The sequence below is a fragment of the Salipaludibacillus sp. CF4.18 genome, assembly GCF_051262595.1.
Taxonomy (GTDB): Bacteria; Bacillota; Bacilli; order Bacillales; family Salisediminibacteriaceae; genus Salipaludibacillus; species Salipaludibacillus neizhouensis.
Genome location: NZ_JBIMEV010000005.1, coordinates 39,033 through 62,315 on the forward strand (window position 1 = coordinate 39,033; position 23,283 = coordinate 62,315).

A 23,283-nucleotide genomic window follows, 5' to 3' on the forward strand; every position below is an offset into this window, starting at 1 on the left:
AACTAAGAACCCATACTTTATTTTATTTCTCCTCGTTAGACCAAATTAAAACAGTCGTTCCTTCCCCGGCATGAACAGCGATGGAAGAGCTGATTTCTCCAACAAAGGTATCCAATTTGGGGAATTGAGTATTGATCATTTCCTTTATTTCGTTTGCCCGGTGAAGAACGTTACCGTGCATAATCTGAACTTGATCAATACGATTTTTTTCTAAAGCTTGTTGGAGTAATTCTAGCATTCGGTTCGTTGCCTTTTTCTCAGAACGAACCTTTTGAAATAATTCAAATTCACCGTTTTTAGTAATACGAATGATCGGCTTGATTTTTAGAATGTTGCCGATTAGGAACTGAGTCCCGGACATACGGCCACCTTTATAAAATTGATCGAGACTTCCTAGTAGAATATAGTTTTCAGATCGCTTTGCTTCTGCTTGAAGTGTTTCTCTTATTTCCTTTGCAGACTGTTCTTTTTCAGCTAGTTTCATTCCCTTATAAATAAGAGTTGTAATCGCGTAAGACATCGAAAAAGAGTCTACTATTTGTACGTCAAATCCAGCCATGTCTCTGCCAGAAGCAGAACTATCAAGAGTTCCACTTAATTTACTTGAAATATGAATGGCGACAGCAGATTCGTATTCCTCGCTTAATTTTTCATATAATTCAGCAAATCTGCCGGCAGCAGGCTGAGAGGTTTTTGGAATTTCCTTATTTGTACGAATACGCTCATATAATTCATCAGTTGATAAATCGATCCCATCATCAAATGCTTCTCCATCGAATATAATGGCCAATGGCAAAACGTACACGTCAGGATGGTCGAGTAGATCCTTCGTTATATATGCAGTACTGTCGGTTACCCAAGCAATTTTCTTTTTAGTCATTACTATATCCTACTTTCTTATAATAGAGTCAGTATATAATGAGATGAAGAGTTTATTAATTAGGTTTTAAGGCTATTCAGCGTGAGTTCTTACAAAATGTTTAATTTCTTATATTATACTAGCTATTTTAATTAATACCAAGTACTAATTACAGGTCCTAATATATTCCTTTTTTGTTACTTTCGTAAACTCCGGTTTTCTATAGCAATGATCGATAAAGCGAAGGGTGTTGCCGATGGATCCGTCTATAGCTGATTCAAGCCAAGCATTTCAAACTAAAACAACAATCTATAAGAAAAAACGCTTTATTTAATATAAAACAAGAAGATTGTTGTTTTATATTAAATTGGTCACATCTGCTACCTTCTTTGTACGATTATTATATGCTAAAATTGTATGCGGATATTTATGTACAAAAAATAGTTTTTGTTACGAATTGAAACGAGAAAAGATGCCATTACATTCATAAAAGAGGAACTGCTTGTTCAAGAATAAGTGGAGCGCTCCCCAAAACATATCAGGATACACCGGTAGAAGATGGAAAGAGAATGGAAGAATTGACCCCTAACGCTAGCTTAGTTGTGTTGAAAAATGCCGGGCATTATGCTTATTTAGATCAGCTGAAACAATTTAATGTGATTGTGAATAAATTTCTTGAAGATGACCGAAGGAGTACGTAAATATGATATTAACGATGGTATTATTTATATTGCTGCTTGTTGCTTGGGGATTACCGGTGACAACAAAGTCAAAACAAAGTGTGCACATGCTTCAACTAAATTCATATCGAAACGAGAGATATGCAAAATGGATGGGGAGTAACCGAGATAAGGTTTTTCACCTTTTAGAAATCAGCTATCTTTTGCCAGTAATCTTAGCAATCATATCTGATTCGATAAACATCACCTTTATCTCTGCAACGGTCGTGTTTGTACTGACATTTGTTGTGTTCTGGAAAACAAAGCCGACTCAGAAAAAGAAGCTTGTTATAACGCCGAGGGTTCAGCGTTTATTTTCCACGACTTATATCATATATGGTCTCATGGCAGCGGCAGCAATTATACTAAGTACGATGGCAAGCTTGGCAGTAACGATAATCTTCCTGTCACTAGTCGCAGTATTACCTTTTTATGTTGTACGTCTGGCAAATACAATTAATGGGCCAATTGAGGCAAAAATCAGCGAGGGTTTCGTAAAAGATGCGAAACGATTGTTGGATACTTCTCCTGATTTAAAGGTTATCGGAATTACCGGAAGCTATGGAAAAACAAGTGTTAAACACTTTGTTCATGCAGTCCTCTCAGATAAATTTAATGTCCTGATGACACCTGAAAGCTATAATACAAAGCTTGGTGTAACGAGAACTATTAATGAGCAATTGAAGCCGTACCATGATATTCTTATTGCTGAAATGGGTGCGAAGCAAGAAGGCGATATTCAGGAAATTTGTGAACTTGTCAATCAGAAGTATGGTATTCTGACAGCAATTGGCGAGCAACATTTAGAAACATTTAAGACATTAGATACGATCAAGAAAACAAAGCATGAGATAGTAGAAACACTACCTGAAAAAGATGGTGTGGCAATATTGAATAAAGATGATGAAAACATCATGTCTCATCAGGCAAAAAACCCTTGTCGAAGGGTATATTACGGAGTGAACGAGGAAGATGTGGATCTTCGTGCTACCAATATTGCCTTCAGTCCGAAAGGTACTTCATTTACAGTACGACTTGTTAATGGGGAAGAGGAGCAGTTCAGGACAAGACTACTAGGAAAACATAATGTTTATAATATTTTAGCAGCTTTGGCAATTGGATTAGAAATGGGTATGTCGTTAAAACAAATGATCCAGCCTGTTAAAAAAATTGAGCCTGTAAAACATCGATTGGAATACGATCATCGATGATCGTTTTAATTCTTTGGTACAGCAGTTTGCTTTAAAGATCGTTGTGGAAAAAATGGTTACGAATATGACAGAAATTAATTGTTCTGTACTTGGGGACTATGAGTAAGTGTGACCGTGTCTATATTAATGAGATCAATACAATACCTGGTTTTCCCTTGACACGCGCGGCGTAAAGATAGTTGTCAACTTATAAATTCTTAACTTTAAATATAGGGACTGGAAAAGTTGATAACTTTTTCAGTCTTTTTTTAGGTCAGAAAGTATAGATTCGGACCATGTTTTCTTCATTCGTTTTAATGGTTACTTTATATGGGTATTGGAAAGTACAAAGGGAGGCGGTTGTTCTTATGATGTTCTATTTTAAAAAAGATGAGAAGGTTATTGATGTATTTAGATTTTTGCTGCCATGTATATCAATACTAGTTTTGGCTGGGTGTACCACGGAAGACCCCGATGATGAAGTGAAGGCACCTACTCTTAATGAGGAAACATCTAGTGAAACAAGCAATGTGCAAACGAATGGAGAAAATAATGAAGGTACTAATTCAGAAAAAGAAGATCAAATAAAGAGTTCTCTAAGGGAAGCTAGTACAGATGATTGGGAGGTGGAAACACTTGCTGAAGATCTAGAGGTACCTTGGGCAATGGAGATTCACGAAGGAACAATTTATATGACAGACCGTGAAGGACATATTTTAGAATGGAAAGATGGATTAATTGAAGAATTTGAACTTCAAACTTCATCAGAAATTACTAGTGAAGGAGAAGGGGGTTTACTTGGTTTTGTGCTAACAGCAGACTTTGAGGATTCTTCTGAAGGCTATGCTTATTACACATTTGAAGGAGAGAGTGGGACCTTACAAAATCGTGTTATATCGATAACAAAAGAGAATGATGAATGGGTGGAGACGGGTATTTTATTAGATGGTATCCCTGGATCAGTCATTCATAATGGTGGAAGGATTGCAGTAGGTCCTGATGATTTATTATACGTGACAACAGGAGATTCAGATGAACCGAGTCTTGCGCAAGATGAAGATAGTTTAGCTGGGAAAATCTTAAGAATGACTGTCGATGGGGATATTCCTGAAGATAATCCAATTGATAATTCCTATGTATATAGCTTTGGTCATCGAAATCCACAAGGATTGGCGTGGAACGATGAAGGGGAACTATACAGTTCAGAACATGGATCAACTGCGAAAGATGAAATTAATCTTATTAAACCCATGACTAATTATGGATGGCCAGTAATTAAGGGGGATAATTCTGAAGATGGAATGCAAACTCCTTTGATTCACTCGGGAGAAGAAACATGGGCCCCATCTGGCATAGCTTTTTGGGAGGATAACTTACTAGTAGCTGGGCTTCGAGGAGAAAGTCTTTATTTCTTTGATCAAACTGAGAATCAAATGAAGGTTGTTTTTGAAGGAGAGGGAAGATTAAGGGATGTTAAAGTCGAAGAGAAAGAGATATACCTCTTAACGAATAATACAGATGGAAGAGGAACACCGAGAACCAATGATGACCGGTTACTTCGTTTGACTTTAAAAGAATAAGGAAAGGTTTAGAGCGTGTAGCAAATGCTAATATAGCTGACATACGCTCTAGACCTTTCCATTTATAACTAGTTATAAATTAAGTTTAAAAGGATTAGTTTTCAAAAAAAAGGGAATTAAAAACGATATATTAAAATTTTAGCTCTTAAAGAGTTTGCTCAAAAAGGTATGCACAATGCTACACACGCAGCTCGCCTGTTATAAGAATACCACTCAGACAAGGCCTAAGACAATACAGCTGCTGCGCTCATTGCTTAGAGGATGTTTATAAAGGAAAAAAACTATCTTTTTGGACATCCTCTTAAAAACAAATATGAGGAGTTTATAAAATGTTAAATTTTATTCTGGATGTTTTACGAGAATTAGGATGGATTGGACTTCTTATCGGTATTGCAATAGAAGCATTGTCATTCCCATTTCCAGCAGCTATCTTTGTGCTTATTTATGGTTATTTATTAGACCCAGGGTGGGGAGAAATCCTCTTTTTCTCCATACTTACTTCTTTGTTTTATGTATTAGTTAGCTTTATTCCTTACTTTTTAAGTATCAGGTATGATAAATTTGTCCGGAGAAAGATTCCTCAGCAAAAGCTTTTGTTTGCTCAGAAATGGATTGATCGCTATGGAGATTGGATGATTGCGGTCGGTCGGTTTATAGGAATGGGTTATATAACGTATATTGCGGGACTTGGCAAGATGAGTAAGTTCAAGTTTGCTGGGTTAACTTTTATCGGATTTTATCCACTATCAGTTCTTATGTTCTAACCCTTGGTAATGTTGTGGTAATGGTTGAACGCTTTCAACAAATGCAATGGTTCGTCTATTCCACTCTTGGAGCAATAATCTTACTGTATATTGTGTTTAGGATATATCGGAAAAAGAAGTATGATCAGTCCAATCAAACATCGGCTAAAATATCCTCATAGTGGAAGGGAATTTTCTTATATTTTTGTTTGTTCATTAGAATAGAGTTACTAGAAGGCCACTCCAGATGGACTCTTTTCACGGGCAATGGTTCAGCTAAAAATAGTATAATGATAAAAGGATTGAATAGAGTGTATTTGGAAGAAAATAGATACATTAATAATTAGCAAGGGCACTGAAAAAGTTGATTTTTTTCAGTGTCTTTTAATTTGTTTGAAACGAACGAATGATAAACCATGAATGATTTCGATCGTTTTTAAAACTTTTTTATTGATATTGATTATTTATGGTTGATTTTGATTGTTTATGCGTGTATTATAAAATTTATAAGAAGGTGTGATCAATAATGCTTACATTTGAACGATATGAGATAATCCTTCAGCTCTTAGAAGAAAAAAAAGTAGCAAATCTCTCTGCCCTTGTCGAAGCAACAGGTGCATCAGAATCTACTATTCGAAGAGATTTGACTATACTTGAAAACGAACAAAAATTAAAGCGTATTCATGGGGGAGCTTCACTCAAAAAACGAAAAGTAGAAGAGCCTTCCATGACCGAAAAAGTTCAATACTTTGCAGAAGAAAAACGTGAAATCGGGAAAAAGGCGGCTAATTTCATTAAAAGTGGTGACTCTATCTATATCGATGCAGGTACATCAACACAAGCGATTCTTCCATACATTGAGACGAAAGAAATTGTTATCGTGACAAATGGTTTTAACATTATTGAAGAAGCCATTAAAAGAAATTTTAAAACATATGTCATTGGCGGTTATGTTAAATCTGGTACTAATGCATTTGTTGGTAAAGGTGCCGTAGAAACGATTCAGCAATTCCGTTTTGACAAGGCTTTTATCGGAACAAATGGAATTGATTTGGATTTCGGGTATTCTACCCCTGATCCTGAAGAGGCTCAAATAAAACAGCTTGCTATTGAACAATCTAACGAAGCTTTCGTACTAGCAGATCCCTCTAAATTTGGTGAAGTTAGTTTTGCAAAGTTCGCCAGGTTAGAACAAGCTTCAATCATTACTTCTGCGGATGAGAATGCCGAATATTTAGAACGACTCGCAAAAGAAACGACAGTGGAGGTGGTAAACAATGATCTACACCGTAACGATTAATCCTTCTGTGGATTATTTAGTTGAACTTAACGACCTGTCGATTGGTAAAACGAATCGGGCAGTAGCGCAACGGACCGTGCCAGGCGGCAAAGGGATTAACGTATCTAGAGTACTTAAAACATTTGATACCGAAACCAAGGCGTTAGGATTTATTGGCGGATTTACGGGAGAATTTATTCAGGACGAACTGAGAAAAGAAAAGGTTACTACTGATTTTATAGAAACTGCAGGTCAAACCAGAATAAATGTAAAACTTCAGATGGATGCGGAAACTGAAATTAACGGACAAGCGCCGGAAATAACAGAAAAGCATATAACAAAACTTTTAGAAAAATTAGATTCCTTAAAAGAGGGCGATATTCTTGTCCTTTCCGGAAGTGTTCCATCAGTATTACCAAGTGATATTTATAAAAGAATGATTGCACGAGTTCAAGAGAAAAAGGTTGTTACTTTTCTAGATACTAGTGGAGCTCCTTTAAAAGAAGCGATTCAAGCATCACCTTTTTTAATCAAACCTAATCAAGCTGAATTGGAAGATTTGTATGGAGAAAAAATTACAAGTGTAACCGATGCAATTAGATTAGCTAAAAGAGCTGTGGAAGAAGGCGTGCAAGCAGTTCTCGTTTCCTTGGCAGGTGAAGGCGCTGTTTTCGTAGGTAAGGACTTTATCTACACAGCAAATGTCCCTAAAGGTACAGTAAGAAATTCTGTAGGCGCAGGTGACTCTATGGTTGCTAGTTTTATCTATTATTATTTGCAAACTTCGTCTTTGAGAGAAGCTTTTAAATACAGTGTTGCTGGGGGAAGTGCTACAGCATTCTCAGAAGGATTTTGTACGTTAGATAAAATTGAGGAACTTGTGCTAGAAATAAGTGTTCGTACTAGAGAGGAAGGGTGAATATAATGAAAATAACGGAATTGTTGAAAAAAGAAACGATGATTCTTAATCTTACAGCAACAACAAAAGATGCTGTCATTGAGGAATTAGCTGATAAACTTGATGGCGCCGGGAATCTTCGAGATAAGCAGGCGTTTATAAAGGAAATACATCACCGGGAAGGCCAAAGTTCAACTGGAATTGGCGAGGGTGTTGCGATTCCTCACGCTAAAAGTAAAGAGGTAATTGAGCCCGCAATTGTATTTGGCAGATCTCAATCGGGGATTGATTATGATGCACTTGATGGCGAGAACAGTCACTTATTTTTCATGATAGCGGCAAGTGCAGGAGCAAATGATGTTCACCTTCAAGCGTTGTCCCGTCTCTCGACATTACTAATGGATGAAGACTTCCGCAGACTTTTGATGGAAGCGCGTTCAGAAAAAGATATTTTAGATGCTGTAGACTTAAAAGAAAAAGAGAAATTAGATTCTGAAGATGAAGAAGAATCAGCTCCAGCAACGACAAGTGGAGAAAGACCTTATATCGTTAGTGTTACTGGTTGTCCAACAGGGATTGCACATACGTATATGGCCGCAGATGGTTTGAAAGCGAAAGCGAAAGAGCTCGGTTTTGATATTAAAGTAGAAACAAACGGTTCTGACGGTGTAAGAAACGGCTTGACCGATGATGATATTAAACGTGCAACAGCTGTTATCATTGCAGCAGATACACATGTGGAGAAAGAAAGATTTGCAGGTAAAAGGCTAATTGAGGCTCCTGTTACAGCGGGTATTCGTCGTCCTGCCGAGTTGTTAAATGAAGCCGTAAGCGGAGATGTACCTGTTTATAAAGGAACAGGTAAAGGTGGCGAAAGCTCCTCAAGTGGAGGAGGAGGGCAGCGTTCAGCATTTTATCGTCATTTAATGAACGGTGTTTCCAATATGTTACCATTTGTAGTAGGTGGCGGTATCCTTATTGCTATTTCGTTTTTCTTTGAAGATCCAGTAGAAGGTACGATTACTCCTTTTGGAGAAATGCTTTCTTACATTGGTGGAGCTAATGCTTTCTTCTTAATGATTCCTGTTCTTGCAGGTTTTATTGCTAGGAGTATCGCTGATCGCCCAGGTTTTGCAGCGGGTATGGTCGGTGGTTTAATGGCGGCAAATGGCGATGCAGGATTCTTAGGCGGTATTATTGCAGGTTTCCTAGCTGGTTATCTCGTCATCGGATTAAGACGTTTGTTCTCTTTTATTCCAAAATCGTTAGAAGGAATTAAAACAATCTTACTATTACCATTATTCGGAATTACAATTACTGGAATTATTATGTTCTATGCAGTTACACCGTTGGCTGCCATTCAAAATGGCTTAGTCGATTGGCTTTCAGGTTTAGGCACAGGAAATATCGTATTACTTGGAATTTTATTAGGTGGAATGATGGCAGTCGATATGGGTGGACCAATTAACAAAGCAGCATTTACATTTGGTCTTGCTATGATTGACGCTGGAAACCTAGCTCCACATGCTGCAATCATGGCAGGTGGTATGGTTCCACCAATTGGAATTGCTTTAGCAACGACATTCTTTAAAAATAAATTTACTGACCAAGAAAGAGATGCAGGGAAAACCAACTATGTGTTAGGTGCTTCTTTCATCACAGAAGGGGCAATACCATTCGCAGCAGCAGATCCATTCCGTGTTATTCCTTCTATCATAGCGGGTTCAGCATTAGCTGGTGGTTTAGCCATGTTATTTGGGGCAGCAACAGAAGCACCACACGGAGGGCTCTTCGTTATTTTATTAGTTAACAATTGGCCAATGTATCTTCTGGCTATTATAGCAGGAGCGGCATTAACAGCAGTGCTTTTAGGCGTATTCAAAAAGAAAACAGTATAAGTTTTAAAAAAGGATGTGGCACTGGTCAATTTGACCGGTGCCACATCCTTTTTAAACAGATAGAATTTATAAAATTAGAAGCTACCTTCACGCCGCAAGTATCAAGGGAAACCCACCCTTCCTTTCGAGTAGCATCTACATAGACTTCGTAGGTGCTACTCGGGGCGGCGGAAGCTGACGCTGTATTTAACAAAAGACGCTACGCGTTTTTTCTTAAGAGATAAGAATTTATAAAATTGGCAGCTATCTTTACGCCACAAGTATCAAGGGAAACCCACCCTTGATACTTAAATGATGGTGGCTAAAGATCACGCTGTATTTAATAAAAGACGGCTCTGCCGTTTTTCTTATATTAAGCCTTCAACAATGAAAATATTTCATGTAACGTTTTTATTTCATAATCAGGCTTTACGTCAGTAGCCTCTTTTTCGAAACGATTCAACCAAACAGAGGGGATTCCCGTTCGATTTGCACCTAGTATATCTGTCATTAAATTATCGCCTACCATCAGAACTTCTTCGGGTTTTACATCCATTACATTTAATGCATACTCAAAAATACTTTTATCTGGTTTTCCTATTCCAAAAGCACCGGAAATAATAACCTGATCAAAATAAGGAACGAGTTCAGGGGTAATCTCTAATTTTATGTTCTGTAATTGAGGTGAACCATTGGTTAACATTAGAAGCTTGTAGTCTTTTGTTAATTTTTCTAATGTTTCAATCGCATCCTCAAACAGGAATGGAAACTTTTTGCGTTCTTTTGGAAAGCGGTGAGCAAGATCTATTCCTAATGATTTATCATCAATCCCGACTGCCTTAAGACCGTTTATCCACGCATTTTTTTGATAATCAGGTGCCATTTCAGCCATCTTTTCAAAATCTTTTCCTTCGTCAGTAAATTCTCCCCATAGTCCTTCAAATGGATTAATGCCAATAAGTTTTGTGAACTCATATGTATCAAAACCGGCATAAAGTGTTCGGGCTTCTTTTCGAACAGCTTCCTCTAAAGTCAAAGCATCTACATCGAAGTCTTTCACAGCATATTCACACGTTGCTTCAAAAGCCTTTTTAACACTTTTTTCATCCCATAATAATGTATCATCCAAATCGAAAAATATAGCTTTAATCATGTTGTCCTCCTATATTGAAACAAATGTCTTAAAGATAGCGTACAGAATTGCACGACATCTGTAAATCATTATTACTAATAAAAAAGGAATTTCTGTTTTTTTGTTGAATATTACGAGTGATACTTATTAAGAGAGGATGGTAACAATGACTGAAAAGTTTAACCAGTTAGGCACTAGTACAAAGCTATTACATGCGGGACAAATTCCGGACCCAACTACCGGTGCGAGGGCTCTTCCTATTTACCAGACAACTTCCTATGTTTTTAATGATGCCGATCATGCTGAAAAATTATTTTCCTTGCAAGAGCCTGGGAATATTTATAGTCGAATTATGAATCCTACTGTTGATGCATTCGAAAAAAGAATGGCAATACTTGAGGACGGAGTTGGGGCTTTAGCAACTTCATCTGGTATGGCTGGAATTACAATGACGATACTAAATATTGCCGGTGCAGGTGACCACATTGTATCAGCGGCTAATTTATATGGTGGAACCTATCATTTATTTAAGGTAACGCTACCAAAGTACGGGATACATGTAACTTTTGTAGATTCAACTAATCCAGAAGAAGTCAAACGAGCAATTACTACAAATACAAAAGCCGTTTTTGCAGAAACGGTAGGAAATCCAAGTCTTAATGTACTAGATTTTGGAGCGATTTCAGATGTTGCCCATGAGGCTAATATTCCCTTAATTGTAGATAATACATTTGCGCCACCGCCACTTTGTAAGCCTCTTCAGCATGGAGCAGACATCGTCATCCATTCTGCAACAAAGTGGATAGGAGGGCATGGCACAACCATTGGTGGAGTGGTCATTGATGGCGGAAGATTTGATTGGAATAAGGAAAAGTTTCCTGAGTTCCATGAACCTGATGAAAGCTATGGAGGTCTTGTATATGCAAGGGATCTAGGAGATATGGCTTTCATTATGAAGTTACGTGTGCAACTCATGCGTGACATAGGTGCATGCCTTAGCCCTTTCAATGCGTTTCAGCTGATGCAAGGTCTCGAAACATTGTCATTAAGATTAAAAAAACATCAAGAAAACGCGTTAGCTTTAGCACGGAAATTACAAGAGCATCCTGCTGTTAAATGGGTCAGTTATCCTGGGTTGGAAGATCATACTTCTCATCAACAAGCAAAAAAGTATTTAAACGATGGATATGGTGCGATTGTTAATTTTGGTATCGATGGCGGATTGAATGCTGGAAGAGAACTCATTAGTAATGTGAAGCTTTGGTCACACGTTGCAAATGTAGGTGATGCTAAAAGCTTGATTATTCATCCAGCGAGTACAACTCACCTTCAACTTTCAAGCGAAGACCTAAAGACAACTGGAGTGACAGAGGATCTTGTTCGTCTATCCGTTGGTTTAGAGGATTTGGAAGATATCTATGAGGATTTGAACCAAGCGCTATTTCAAGCAACTGGACACCAGCCTGCACTTGACCAGGACGATACTCAGAAAATGTTGACGCAAGCAAAAAATTCAGCAATTGAACATACGGACGAAGGTCCACGACGAAAAGTAATTCTAGTTATTTCGGATAACAATACAACTAAAGAGATGAAGCCATGGGAACGACTTGGGTACCGAATCATTACGCTCAACGTATCAGAAGAAAAACATGCACTTTCAGAATACATGACACCACAAAGTGTAAAGATAGATTATGTTTACTTAATGTCGGATCAACTCGATTCTGTTGAACTGACCGATATATTAAAAGGATCAGACCCTGTAGCTGTGCTCGCTAGTGAAAAGGTTGCCTCCACATATAGTCAGACTGAAAAGTCATTTCTGATTTTGTAATACCAAGAAAGAGTTGCCTTTTTGACGTAATGAGTGTGCCTCCGCATCTTAATCGTAATATGTTGTGGGCGCATTCATTGCCAGGTAATTTTCACACTTTATTGGGTCACTCTTCACTGGGTGTCCCTTTTTTTGTATAATAGGTAACAAGGGAAGGGATACACATGTTTAAAAAGATGATAATCAGTATGATGATAATGTCTATTTGTCTTACAGGAGGATTGTTTTTTCTTTTGGAACATTCAGAAGGGGTGATTTCTGATTTACAGAATAATAAGGTAAACGGGGATCTAGTAAAATCATTTGAGAATAAAGTTTACTTCTATCACTTATCTAAGGAAGAGATTAACGAGGCAATCGATAGAGGCACGAATAGCTTGGAACTTATAGAGAATTATTTATTACCGTCGCAATCACAGGAAAATAATGCAGATGTTGCGTTTGCGTACATAGAGACCCCATATCTTACAGTCATGAAGGAATCTCGAGCTGTGTATGATCATTATGGCAGAAAACCGGTAGCTGAGGAGATGACGGAGCGTATTTCAGATCGTTATCTTCCTGTTCATGTTCGATTTAGTGAAAATAAAGGATTGGAGTACCACGTTTCATTCCTGCAAAAAGATGAAGAAATCGAACCCATTACTACAGAAATCCAAGAAAGCGGAATGATGGAGACAATCTTTATTCATACGGATGATTTAGATTTCGCTTCTTCTGCAACTGTTCGTGTTGAACAAGAAATGAATCCTGGTAATGAAGTAGAGTTTGAAATTAACTTTAATAACTTTATTCCTAAATAAGAAAAGGAATTCTCAAGTTTTTTTGAGAATTCCTTTTTGCTTCCTCTTGAACGAAGGGGATCGAATAAGCTCGTCTTCGCTCTTTCGAGTTTTTCAGTTTAGTTGTCATCTTCAATTAATTGAGGATTTTCTTCAAAAATTTTGCCGAGGATTTGCTCCTCAATGTCATTAAAATATTTATTATTGTTGTCTTCGGTATTGCCTTCAGGAGCTATTTCTGATTCAATTGAATCCCAAATAAAAGGTTTCAGGTATTGTAATTCCAATTGTCGATGGTAAAGATCTTCATCGGTTTTTTTTAATTCTTCTAAAAGGATATCATTAGGTTCATTGCTGTCTTCTTCAAGATATTCTTCTTGATTTAAAAACTCTATAAAGTCATCAAAAGAATATGTAAAAGAATAATTTTCTTCCGCATGTTCTTTCCAACCTATCAATTCGAGGGATATCAATTTTGCTTCTGTTTCGATATTCTCAGATCCAATAGTACTTTCCTCCTGTTTCAAGTAATAGGTTTGGGCGAGTTTCGATTGATTTAGCAGGGATTCTTGCGTAAGGTTGCTTGACTCTGAAGTGAAATTAGATTCACTTATTGACTCTTTAGCATACCTTCGTAATGTGTCTTGTCCTTCTCCTTCAATCGTATTATCAGTTACCTGTCCTGTATCATCCCCCTGATTAATGTTCCCCTCCGGAGTTGAGGAAGTGCTTTCTTGTTCAGATGTTTCTTGGTTCTCCTCATTTCCTGATTGAGACACTTCTGGTCCTGTGTCTGAAATACTGTTTGGACCCTGTCCTTCCAGATAAAACATGGCAATGGAAAGAGCAATCAGGATCACCGTTCCAATTGCTAAAATAATAACCTTATTCTTGTGCATATATTCACCTCATAATTTCTGTTAATCATCTCTATTATAAAATAAGCTTCATAAGAAGTGATGGCGATAAGTTTGAATAATTGCCTGTTAACAATCAACCCTTCTTAAAAGAAAAAATAAAGTGATTTCATTATACCATGATGATTATATGTATACCTCAACTATAGAAGAAAATACATACTTACAGGCATAAAGGCTTATGTAGTTATCATTAGAAACTACTTTTATGACCATGATTCAGAGTTATTTCTCATGTGAATATATTTTGAACTACCTTTCATCCAACTATAGTATTTTTTTAGTTAATTAATTAAAAATACAAGGAGACCCTTTAATTTGTACTAGTAGTAAAATCAAAAATACTTTTGTATATAAACAGTTGATTATATAAAGGATTGCTAATATAATGAACAGGGATAAACTTAATAAAGGGAGACGTGGACATTATGACAGCTATTATTCTTGCTTCTGCAATATTTATATTCACCCTCGTGCTGGTTATATGGCAGCCTAAAGGGCTTTCCATAGGGTGGTCAGCGTCAATAGGCGCGATTCTTGCCCTCTTAGCAGGGGTTGTTTCTTTTCAGGATGTCGGGGAAGTGACGGGGATTGTATGGAACGCTACGCTTACATTTATCGCCATTATTATTATTTCCCTTATTCTCGATGAAATCGGATTTTTTGAATGGGCCGCCTTGCACATGGCACGAGTTGCGAAAGGTAACGGCATAAAGATGTTCATACTCGTTTCGCTTCTTGGAGCAGTGGTTGCTGCTTTTTTTGCAAACGATGGAGCAGCTTTAATATTAACACCGATCGTTTTAGCAATGGTAAGAGCATTGAAATTCAAAGATGCGATGATATTACCGTTTATCATGGCAAGTGGTTTTATTGCAGATACTACCTCACTTCCGTTAATAGTAAGTAATCTAGTGAATATCGTTTCTGCTGATTTTTTTGAAATTGGATTTGTGGAATACGCGTCCTACATGATTGTACCGAACTTTTTTGCATTAGGAGCAAGTATTCTTGTACTTTATCTTTATTTTCGTAAGAGCATTCCAAAGAACTATGACATGACAATGCTAAGAGAACCTAAAGAGGCTATTAAAGATCCTAAAATGTTCAAGTTATCATGGTACGTATTAGGTTTATTGCTAACTGGATATTTTATTAGTGAGTTTATCACTATAACAGGTCCGATCTCTGGAGAGCCAACGACTTTTCCAGTATCGTTAGTTGCCGGTACGATAGCCATATTCTTTTTACTTATGGCGAGAAAAAGCCCCGCTGTAAATACTAAAGTCGTTATGAAAGGTGCACCATGGGCGATTGTTGTCTTTTCGATTGGCATGTATGTCGTTGTTTATGGACTTAGAAACGTCGGGTTAACAGATGTATTAGCAGTTGTATTAGAAGGAGCGGCAGATCAAGGAATGTTCATCGGAACCATTTCGATGGGATTCATTGCGGCCATTCTTTCTTCAATCATGAATAACATGCCTACAGTGATGATTAACGCTCTAGCGATACAAGACGCCACCATTACGGGTTCCATGAAAGATGCCTTTATTTATGCAAATATCATAGGATCAGACCTAGGTCCAAAAATTACCCCAATTGGCTCGTTAGCTACATTGCTATGGCTTCATGTTTTGGCTTTAAAAGGAGTAAAGATTTCTTGGGGATACTATTTTAAAGTCGGAATTATCCTGACTATCCCTACACTGTTTATTACGCTAACCGGATTGTATTTGTGGATGATTGTGATAATGTAAAAAGAAAGGCTCTGATAAAGTAAAATTTACTTTTTTCAGGGCCTTTAGATATTATAATAAGAAGAGAGAGAAGATTTTAATATTTCCAGATTTTGCGTAATAGTGCTTCTCTTATAGGAGGTGTTTGATGAATCCGAATGTTGTATCTGAAGAATACATGGAATTACAAAAACAGTTATCCGTTCATCAGAAACAACTTTGCAATTCGATAGTTTTGAGCATGGACTTCACTATTAGACGAGAAGATTTAAATGCAGGACTGCCGGTACTATCACAACTTAAATATACGCCAGTTCCAGCTGGTCTGTATTTGATGGCAGTAAAAAAAGTCGAAACTATTTTAATTTCTCATCAAAATGAGTTGAAAGAGGAATTAAACCGCTTAACAACGAATCTAACAGAGGAAGATGTTTACTCGTGGATTAAACATGCAATCACCTTTAACACGGAATATTTCCAAGGATTAGCTGAAAAAAAACAACTGTCTCCATGGCTTCCTCAATTTTTAGCTGAACATGCGCTACGGCCATTTATGCAAGGGGTTGCTGTATTGTCTCAGTCCTTCATCAATGAATTTGACGTGATGGGCACATGCCCTTGTTGTGGGGAACCACATCGTTTAGCGAAGCTGGCTAGCAATGAACAGAAGTATTTATGTTGCTCACGTTGTGAAACGCAATGGAAGCAACATAAGGTATCTTGTGTTCACTGTGGCGATGACAGAAAAGGAAACCTTTTTTATATAAGTATTTTAGAAGATAACCGAGCAAAAATCGAAGTATGCCGTACTTGCAATAATTACTTGAAACTTATTACAATGATAGATCAAACAGAAGTAAAATCTGCTGCCCTTCTCGATCTTGAAACGCTACATTTAGATTTTGTCGCTCAAGAAGAAGGTTTTGGCAAAGACATATAATGGTTATGGCAAGGTGGTATGTTTATGGAAATTGCGGGAATAATTTTGGCTGGTGGAAAGTCAAGCAGAATGGGAACGAATAAAGCTTTGCTGACAGTTAATGGTGAACAGACGATAGTGAGACTATTGGAGCGACTATTAAACATCGTTGATGAAGTCATTCTTGTGACAAATGACAAGGAAACATATGAATTTCCGGATGTTCAGATAGTAACAGACAATGAAAAGGACAGGGGACCACTTGCGGGACTTGAGGCTGGATTAGCAGCCTCAAGGCACTCCTGGAATTTAATTGTCGCTTGCGATCTTCCTTTTTTTGAGGAGAAGATTGTTGAGGTACTGCTTCATAGCTTGAAACAAACTGCGTGTGATGCTGTCATTCCTTTAATTAATGGGAGAGCACAACCGTTAATGGCTTTGTATCATCGACGTGTCTTACCGACTATTGAACAAAGCTTGAAAGAGAATAAATTGCGTTTACGAGACGTGTTTAATCAGATAAATTCAAGGTTTGTCACTGAAGAAGAATTTCTTAAAGCTGGTTATTCCGAAAAAGAAATTGAAAAGTTGTTTTTTAATATGAATAATCCTGAAGATTATTCCTGGGTTAAAAGCCAAAAGAGTAAGCCTTGAGGAACTAGAAATAAAAAATTATGAGATTCAGTTTAGATAGAGCGGGATAAATAAATGGATATTTTCTATATGAGGATGTTCAAAAAGAAGGTTTTTTTGCCTTTTTAAAAATCCTCTAAGCAACGCGGCGTGTGTAGCCATTGCACAAACCTTTTTGAACAAACTCTGTATGGAAATTTAGCACTGAAGAATGTATAATGAAAAATAAGAGGTGAAGTTATATGGCAAACATAGGCATGCCGGGTTTAATACTTATTTTGGTTGTCGCTCTCGTTATTTTTGGTCCAAGCAAGCTTCCTGAGATTGGAAGAGCTGCAGGAGAAACACTAAGAGAATTCAAGAAATCTACAAGGGAACTAACAAAAGACGTTACAGATCCTATTGATGATATGAAGAAGGAAGCTCGAAAAGTAACTAATGATGAAAAATAAGTATAAAATTCTAAAAGAGGCCAGGAATGGTCTCTTTTGTTTTTGCCTCTTAGAGGAGTAGATACTAGTAAGAAATAGAGTGAAGTCTTATTAAATCAATTTCGAATGGCGTGTTTTAATGGGTGTGAAGAGGGGAAAGATATAATAGGACAAGTTGGACAGGATCTTATTTACTTAAGGTTGTTTTCTTATACATTGTTGCCTCAGTTCGAACGGAAAGAGCTCGAATATGCTGTACTGGTGGACGCATTCCACAGGCACGTTTCAGCTTCCACAGACCAAAAACTTTCTGCGTGGTTCTTCAACTGGTACATAAAATTACAAAGCGGTCTATTAGACAAAATTCGATATGTTGACTAAACTTAACATAAGAATAAGTAAGGTTTTGTTGGAGGGGAAAGATGTTGACCAATCACATATCATTTCAAGATTATTATAACAATACAGTAAACTTTTCCACTGCCAATCATCCTTTTTCCGGAGACCCAAAGCATGTTTGGGTTGTTGCCAGATATAAAGGCAGCTGGCTTCTCACGATTCATCCTTCTCGGGGACTTGAATTCCCAGGTGGAAAAGTAGAACCGGGAGAGGATGCCGAGACTGCAGCTAAGCGTGAGGTATTTGAAGAGACTGGTGGAGTAGTGGAAGATTTGTATTATATTGGACAGTACAAAGTGCTTGGGAAAAGTGAAACTGTCATTAAAAATGTTTATTTTGCGAGTGTTAGCGAACTTATTTCCAAAAAAAATTATTTCGAGACGAAGGGCCCTAAACTACTTAAGCAAATTCCAGGTAATGTCCGTCATAATCATCAGTATAGTTTTATTATGAAGGATGATGTTCTTGAGCTAAGTCTTGATGAAGTAAATAAACGCTTTTTGCATGAAAATCATACGTTAGAACAGTAAAACTCATCGTCACTTAGCTTTTAATGGTGACGGATGAGTTTTTTTTCTATGAGTTCAACCCCTTGATACATACACGTAGCAAGTATAGCAATAATGACGAGTGATAACATTACCAATGTGAAATTGAAAACCTGGAAGCCATAAATGATCATGTAGCCTAATCCTTGCTGCGAAACTAGAAATTCACCTACTATTACGCCAACCCAGGAAAGGCCAACATTTACTTTCAAGGTAGAAATCATCGTTGGATAACAGGCAGGGAAAATTACTGTCGAAAAGGATTGAAATTTTGTTGCCCCAAAGCTTTGAATGACTTTTAAGTAGTTATCATCTACTCCTTTAAAAGCACTATAGATAACCATCGTGGTAATAATGACTGAGATTAAAGCCCCCATGAAAATAATCGACGTAAATCCAGGTCCCAGTCCTACGATTAAGATAGGTCCCAGTGCTACCTTAGGCATGGAATTCAAGATCACTAAATAGGGATCTAACACCCTCGAAAGAAACGGTGACCACCAAAGAAGAGCAGCGATAATGATACCGACACCTGTGCCTAAAATGAACCCTAACACGGTTTCAAACAGGGTGACAGATGTATGGAGAAATAAGCTGCCATCTTGTATCCGATCCAAAAACAAGGCCCAGACACGGGACGGCGAACTGAAAAGAAGAGGATCCAGCCAGCGTAAAGCAGTTGTCACTTCCCAGGCAAGGAAAAATGAAACTAGAATAGTTAGTTGCGATAGTTTTATCCATCCTCTTTTCTTTTTTTCTTTCTTTTTATATTCTTGGAGCATTTCTTTACGATGATTCTTCACTGGATTCCATCTCCTTCCAGATTTTTTGGAATAAGGAGTTAAACGTGTCACTTGTTCGTACTTTAAAGGGGAGTTCCTGCGAAAGCTGTTTTGGAATAATAAATTCATTTTGAATTCTTCCTGGTCTACCAGCTAATAAAATAATTCGATCACTCATCGCAATCGCCTCTCCAATATCATGTGTAACAAGAATAGCTGTTTTTTTATGGGCACGAATGGTCGAAAAAACAAGATCCTCTAATTTTAGTTTTGATTGATAGTCTAAAGCGGAGAAAGGTTCATCTAATAGAAGAAGCTCCGGGTCAGTAGACAACATGCGGACTAATGCCACACGTTGTCTCATGCCCCCGGAGAGCTCATAAGGATAGTTTTTTAGTTTATCTAATAAACCGAGCTGTTCCAGCAATTTGATGGGGCGTTCTTTTTCTTCTTTAGATGTTTTATCTAATATTTTTAGTCCAAGTAATATATTTTCTTCAATGGATAACCAGGGAAACAGATAGTCTTGCTGAAGCATATACCCCGTTTCAGGAGTAGGTTTTTCTATTGGGACTCCATCCAAGATGATTTGACCTTTCGTTGGAAGGATTAATCCGGAAACAAGAGAGAGGAGAGTTGTTTTACCACAGCCACTAGGACCAATAAAAGAAATAAACTCTCCTTTTTCAATCGTTAAATTAATATTTTCAATGGCAGTTGTCATTGTTTCCAAGGAAAAGAATGTTTTTTCTACATCCTGCAATTCTAATATAGCCATGATATTCTCCTCTCTTAACTTCCATTATTCTGACATGATCTGGTCAGCGAATTCTCGATTCACCAATTCATCATAAGGTACTTCTTCCGGTAATTCGCCAGCTTCATCCATAATTGACTGAAGGTTATTCCATCCTTCTTCGTTCACTAATGGAGAAGGTGCATAGGATCCTTGTTCGTTGTAATTGATGAACACTTGTTCAATGATTTCTAAAGAAGTATCTTCAAAAAATGGTTCGATGGATTCGGCAACAGTAGAAGGATCTTCCTCATTGATCCATTGTTGAGCTTTGTAAATAGCTCGAGTAAATTTCTCCATAGTTTCCGGGTCTTTATTGATAAAACTTTGCTTTGCCATATAAACAGTATATGGAACCTCACCAGATTCGGTACCAAACGATTCAATAATATGGCCAACTCCTTCTTCTTGAAGAAGTGTCGCTTGAGGCTCAAATAGTTGCACATAATCACCTGTTCCGGAAGCGAAGGCGGAGGTGATGTTCGCGAAGTCGATGTTTTGAATGAGTTCAAGATCGTTATGCGGATCGATATCATGCTGTTTCAGCACGTATTCTCCAACCATTTGCGGCATGCCGCCTTTTCTTTGACCTAGGAATGTACTTCCTTTTAAATCTTCCCATTCAAAGTCTTCAACAGGTTCACGAGAGACAAGAAACGTACCGTCTGTTCGTGTCAGTTGAGCAAAGTTAATCGGTGGGTCATTTGCTTCTTGGGCATAGACGTAGATGGATGTTTCCGCTCCTACTAGTGCGACATCGGCACCATCAGACAGCAATGTTGTCATCGTTGTATCTCCACCCCATGTGGTTGTTAGTTCAACATCTAATCCTTCCTCTTCGAAAAACCCTTCAGAAATTGCTACGTATTGAGGTGCATAGAAAATGGACCGTGTAACCTCTGCCAATTTTACTTCCTTTAACTCTTCTTCCTGACCACAAGCTGTAAGTATAGCTACCGGTAAACACAATAGTAACAATAATTTTTTAAAACGAGACATGATGCTCCTCCTTCATAAATCTATAGTTATTTGATTAGATAACGTATGTGTGAATGGGCGGATGTGTGCGAAGGAATGAGAAAAAGATCAGACTTGGGTAGGAGACAGAAACAGACTAGAGATCGTTTAGAGAAAGCGGCATTTTCGATAAACTTAAATCAGACAGAAAGAGATGAGTTTAAACGAGGAGACAAGAAAATGACTATTCACATTTTTTTTATTACCATTATTATTTCAAGGCGCAGACGAAATGATCACACGGAATCGCAAGTTGATATGAACAGTGGGGAGGAAAGATTAAGAGAGGAAAAAACAAAACATGGTAAGTTTTTCTTATAATTGTAAATGAACGGGTGGGGGGATCAAATGATTTTGTTTCCCTCTGAAATAATCGTATCTAGGGTTGAATGGAGGTCAGGATAGAGGGCATTGTTACTTAAATATGTACGGAAATGGATTATTTACCCAACCGGTTCATTATCTCGTATAAACTAGCAATAACACCATTTCTATTTGCTATAGACTTGTGCGGCACTACCTAATTTACGTGATAAATCGACATTTGCAGTTGACAGACGATTAAATTTACGGTATTATTTTTGCGAACGGATACTCTTATCCTGAGTAGGCGGAGGGACAGGCCCGACGAAGCCCAGCAACCATCACCACTGTAAAAAGGTGAACGGTGCTAACCTGCAAGACATATCTAACCGTATGTCTTGGTCGATAAGAGGTTAAAGGCGGATGGAACGTAACCTTTTCCTCTATTGGAAAGGGTTTTTTTATATTTTTTTGAGATCATTGGATTGGACCATTCTGCTGGGAGAACGAGTACCGTAGATGATGAAGCACATCCTAAAAATAGGATGGATGATACCAAGGAGGTACGTATTGTGGTAGGGAAAACGCGTTTATTTACATCAGAATCAGTAACAGAAGGGCATCCGGATAAGATTTGTGATCAAATTTCGGATTCTATTTTAGATGAAATTATGAAGAAGGATCCAAATGCTCGAGTAGCTTGTGAGACTTCTGTGAACACTGGATTAGTGTTAGTAGCAGGAGAAATTTCTACATCTACGTATGTGGATATACCAAAAGTAGTCCGAGAAACGATTAAAGGAATTGGTTATACAAAAGCCAAATATGGTTTTGATTTTGAAACGTGTGCTGTATTGACGTCGATTGATGAACAATCAGCTGATATCGCTTTAGGTGTGGATAAATCATACGAAGCTCGAGAAGGGCAAATGTCCGACGAAGAAATTGAAGAAATAGGAGCTGGAGACCAAGGATTAATGTTTGGTTATGCAGATAATCAAACGCCTGAGTTAATGCCATTGCCAATTTCTTTATCACATAAGCTTGCGCGTCGTTTAGCGGAAGTACGTAAGGAAAAAATCATTGATTACTTGCGTCCTGACGGTAAAGTTCAAGTAACGGTGGAATACGGTGAGGATCAAAATCCAATTCGGGTTGATACGATTGTCATTTCTACTCAACATCATCCTGAAATTGAGTTAGCTCAAATCAAAAAAGATTTGAAGAAGGAAGTTATCGATTTTATTGTCCCTGAGGAATTATTAGATGAAAATACAAAATACTTTATTAACCCAACTGGTCGATTTGTCATTGGTGGGCCTCAAGGTGATGCAGGACTTACAGGACGTAAAATCATTGTAGATACTTATGGAGGATATGCTCGTCACGGTGGAGGAGCATTCTCTGGAAAAGACGCTACGAAAGTAGATCGATCCGGTGCTTATGCGGCTAGATATGTAGCGAAAAACATCGTTGCCTCTGGTTTAGCGGATCGTTGTGAAGTCCAAGTAGCTTATGCAATCGGAGTTGCACAGCCAGTTTCCATTGCTATTGAAACATTTGATACTGGAAAAGTAAGCGAAGATGTTTTAGTGGAAGTCGTAAGGAAGAATTTTGACCTGCGCCCCGCTGGAATTATAAAAATGTTGGACTTACGTCGCCCGATTTACAAGCAAACGGCAGCATACGGTCATTTCGGTAGAACCGATATTGAGTTACCGTGGGAACAAACAGATAAAGCCAACTTGCTAAGTGAACAAGCTTTAGAGTTAGCTAGTCAATAAAATAGGATAAAGGGTGACTCCATAGGTAATAAAGACCTATGGAGTCACCCTTTTTTGCGAGATAATTTATAACGTTGACAGCTATCTTTAAGCCACGCTTGTCAAGGGAAAACCACCCC

The 23,283-nt window shown here is 37.8% G+C and carries 22 protein-coding genes and 1 riboswitch; of the genes, 16 read left to right on the forward strand and 6 right to left on the reverse strand.

Going from position 1 to position 23,283, the window contains the following annotated elements; translation table 11 throughout:
* Positions 1 to 22: 22 nt before the first annotated feature.
* Positions 23 to 880 (reverse strand): DegV family protein, encoded by an 858-nt coding sequence (locus ACHABW_RS05125; protein WP_435754360.1) that lies wholly within the window; start codon positions 878 to 880, stop codon positions 23 to 25.
* Between the two features lie 548 nt (positions 881 to 1,428).
* Here ACHABW_RS05125 and ACHABW_RS05130 point away from each other — a divergent pair.
* The 7 genes from ACHABW_RS05130 (at position 1,429) to ACHABW_RS05160 (ending at position 9,166) form a co-directional block, all read left to right on the forward strand.
* Complete coding sequence (locus ACHABW_RS05130) at positions 1,429 to 1,560, forward strand: alpha/beta fold hydrolase (protein WP_435754361.1); 132 nt, start codon at positions 1,429 to 1,431, stop codon at positions 1,558 to 1,560.
* Between the two features lie 2 nt (positions 1,561 to 1,562).
* Entirely contained in the window at positions 1,563 to 2,789 is a 1,227-nt protein-coding gene (locus ACHABW_RS05135) for a Mur ligase family protein (protein WP_435754362.1), read from the forward strand.
* A gap of 347 nt (positions 2,790 to 3,136) precedes the next feature.
* A complete protein-coding gene (locus ACHABW_RS05140; RefSeq protein WP_435754363.1) occupies positions 3,137 to 4,348 on the forward strand; it encodes a PQQ-dependent sugar dehydrogenase in 1,212 nt (403 codons plus the stop codon).
* A gap of 329 nt (positions 4,349 to 4,677) precedes the next feature.
* A complete protein-coding gene (locus ACHABW_RS05145) occupies positions 4,678 to 5,112 on the forward strand; it encodes a DedA family protein (protein ID WP_435754364.1) in 435 nt (144 codons plus the stop codon).
* A 505-nt stretch (positions 5,113 to 5,617) separates the two neighbouring features.
* Positions 5,618 to 6,391: a DeoR/GlpR family DNA-binding transcription regulator gene (locus ACHABW_RS05150; RefSeq protein WP_435754365.1), complete on the forward strand. Its 774-nt coding sequence runs from the start codon at positions 5,618 to 5,620 to the stop codon at positions 6,389 to 6,391.
* Positions 6,369 to 7,289: a 1-phosphofructokinase gene (gene pfkB / locus ACHABW_RS05155; RefSeq protein ID WP_435754366.1), complete on the forward strand. Its 921-nt coding sequence runs from the start codon at positions 6,369 to 6,371 to the stop codon at positions 7,287 to 7,289. The genes ACHABW_RS05150 and pfkB overlap by 23 nt, the downstream gene beginning before the upstream one ends.
* 5 nt (positions 7,290 to 7,294) lie before the next feature.
* Complete coding sequence (locus tag ACHABW_RS05160) at positions 7,295 to 9,166, forward strand: PTS fructose transporter subunit IIABC (RefSeq protein WP_435754367.1); 1,872 nt, start codon at positions 7,295 to 7,297, stop codon at positions 9,164 to 9,166.
* Between the two features lie 352 nt (positions 9,167 to 9,518).
* Here ACHABW_RS05160 and ACHABW_RS05165 read toward each other — a convergent pair whose 3' ends face one another.
* The gene (locus ACHABW_RS05165; protein WP_435754368.1) at positions 9,519 to 10,298 is read right to left on the reverse strand and encodes an HAD family hydrolase; all 780 of its coding nucleotides are present in this window, start codon (positions 10,296 to 10,298) and stop codon (positions 9,519 to 9,521) included.
* Between the two features lie 145 nt (positions 10,299 to 10,443).
* On the opposite strand from ACHABW_RS05165, the gene ACHABW_RS05170 reads away from it, so the two are divergent.
* Complete coding sequence (locus ACHABW_RS05170; RefSeq protein ID WP_435754369.1) at positions 10,444 to 12,114, forward strand: O-acetylhomoserine aminocarboxypropyltransferase/cysteine synthase family protein; 1,671 nt, start codon at positions 10,444 to 10,446, stop codon at positions 12,112 to 12,114.
* Between the two features lie 164 nt (positions 12,115 to 12,278).
* Positions 12,279 to 12,917, forward strand: a complete 639-nt coding sequence (locus ACHABW_RS05175; protein WP_435754370.1) for a hypothetical protein — start codon at positions 12,279 to 12,281, stop codon at positions 12,915 to 12,917.
* 98 nt (positions 12,918 to 13,015) lie between these two features.
* Here the strand turns inward: ACHABW_RS05175 and ACHABW_RS05180 are convergent, their stop codons facing one another.
* Positions 13,016 to 13,795, reverse strand: coding sequence for a hypothetical protein (locus ACHABW_RS05180; protein WP_435754371.1), 780 nt, complete (start codon positions 13,793 to 13,795; stop codon positions 13,016 to 13,018).
* Between the two features lie 446 nt (positions 13,796 to 14,241).
* Here ACHABW_RS05180 and ACHABW_RS05185 point away from each other — a divergent pair, with 446 nt between their 5' ends.
* The 5 genes from ACHABW_RS05185 to ytkD all read left to right on the forward strand — a co-directional run bounded on the left by ACHABW_RS05185 (position 14,242) and on the right by ytkD (position 18,464).
* Complete coding sequence (locus ACHABW_RS05185) at positions 14,242 to 15,573, forward strand: arsenic transporter (protein WP_435754372.1); 1,332 nt, start codon at positions 14,242 to 14,244, stop codon at positions 15,571 to 15,573.
* Between the two features lie 127 nt (positions 15,574 to 15,700).
* Positions 15,701 to 16,492 carry a formate dehydrogenase accessory protein FdhE gene (locus tag ACHABW_RS05190; RefSeq protein WP_435754373.1) on the forward strand — a complete coding sequence of 264 codons (792 nt, stop codon included), beginning with the start codon at positions 15,701 to 15,703 and terminating at the stop codon, positions 16,490 to 16,492.
* A gap of 24 nt (positions 16,493 to 16,516) precedes the next feature.
* Complete coding sequence (gene mobA, locus ACHABW_RS05195) at positions 16,517 to 17,125, forward strand: molybdenum cofactor guanylyltransferase (RefSeq protein WP_435754374.1); 609 nt, start codon at positions 16,517 to 16,519, stop codon at positions 17,123 to 17,125.
* A gap of 221 nt (positions 17,126 to 17,346) precedes the next feature.
* Positions 17,347 to 17,556 carry a twin-arginine translocase TatA/TatE family subunit gene (locus ACHABW_RS05200; RefSeq protein WP_435754375.1) on the forward strand — a complete coding sequence of 70 codons (210 nt, stop codon included), beginning with the start codon at positions 17,347 to 17,349 and terminating at the stop codon, positions 17,554 to 17,556.
* Between the two features lie 401 nt (positions 17,557 to 17,957).
* The gene (ytkD, locus tag ACHABW_RS05205) at positions 17,958 to 18,464 is read left to right on the forward strand and encodes an RNA deprotection pyrophosphohydrolase (protein ID WP_435754376.1); all 507 of its coding nucleotides are present in this window, start codon (positions 17,958 to 17,960) and stop codon (positions 18,462 to 18,464) included.
* A gap of 20 nt (positions 18,465 to 18,484) precedes the next feature.
* Here ytkD and ACHABW_RS05210 read toward each other — a convergent pair whose 3' ends face one another.
* Genes ACHABW_RS05210 through ACHABW_RS05220 form a run of 3 tightly spaced genes read right to left on the reverse strand, consistent with a single transcriptional unit; the run spans position 18,485 to position 21,059 of the window.
* Positions 18,485 to 19,264: an ABC transporter permease gene (locus ACHABW_RS05210; protein ID WP_435754471.1), complete on the reverse strand. Its 780-nt coding sequence runs from the start codon at positions 19,262 to 19,264 to the stop codon at positions 18,485 to 18,487.
* A 4-nt stretch (positions 19,265 to 19,268) separates the two neighbouring features.
* Positions 19,269 to 20,042 carry an ABC transporter ATP-binding protein gene (locus ACHABW_RS05215; RefSeq protein WP_110934778.1) on the reverse strand — a complete coding sequence of 258 codons (774 nt, stop codon included), beginning with the start codon at positions 20,040 to 20,042 and terminating at the stop codon, positions 19,269 to 19,271.
* Between the two features lie 24 nt (positions 20,043 to 20,066).
* A complete protein-coding gene (locus ACHABW_RS05220) occupies positions 20,067 to 21,059 on the reverse strand; it encodes an ABC transporter substrate-binding protein (protein WP_435754377.1) in 993 nt (330 codons plus the stop codon).
* Positions 21,060 to 21,134: 75 nt separating this feature from the next.
* Between ACHABW_RS05220 and ACHABW_RS05225 the strand changes: the two genes are divergently transcribed.
* Both ACHABW_RS05225 and metK read left to right on the forward strand, forming a co-directional pair.
* Positions 21,135 to 21,398: a YrzI family small protein gene (locus tag ACHABW_RS05225; RefSeq protein ID WP_435754378.1), complete on the forward strand. Its 264-nt coding sequence runs from the start codon at positions 21,135 to 21,137 to the stop codon at positions 21,396 to 21,398.
* Positions 21,399 to 21,671: 273 nt separating this feature from the next.
* Positions 21,672 to 21,792, forward strand: a riboswitch (SAM riboswitch).
* Positions 21,793 to 21,952: 160 nt separating this feature from the next.
* The gene (gene metK / locus ACHABW_RS05230) at positions 21,953 to 23,164 is read left to right on the forward strand and encodes a methionine adenosyltransferase (protein WP_435754379.1); all 1,212 of its coding nucleotides are present in this window, start codon (positions 21,953 to 21,955) and stop codon (positions 23,162 to 23,164) included.
* Positions 23,165 to 23,283: the final 119 nt, after the last annotated feature.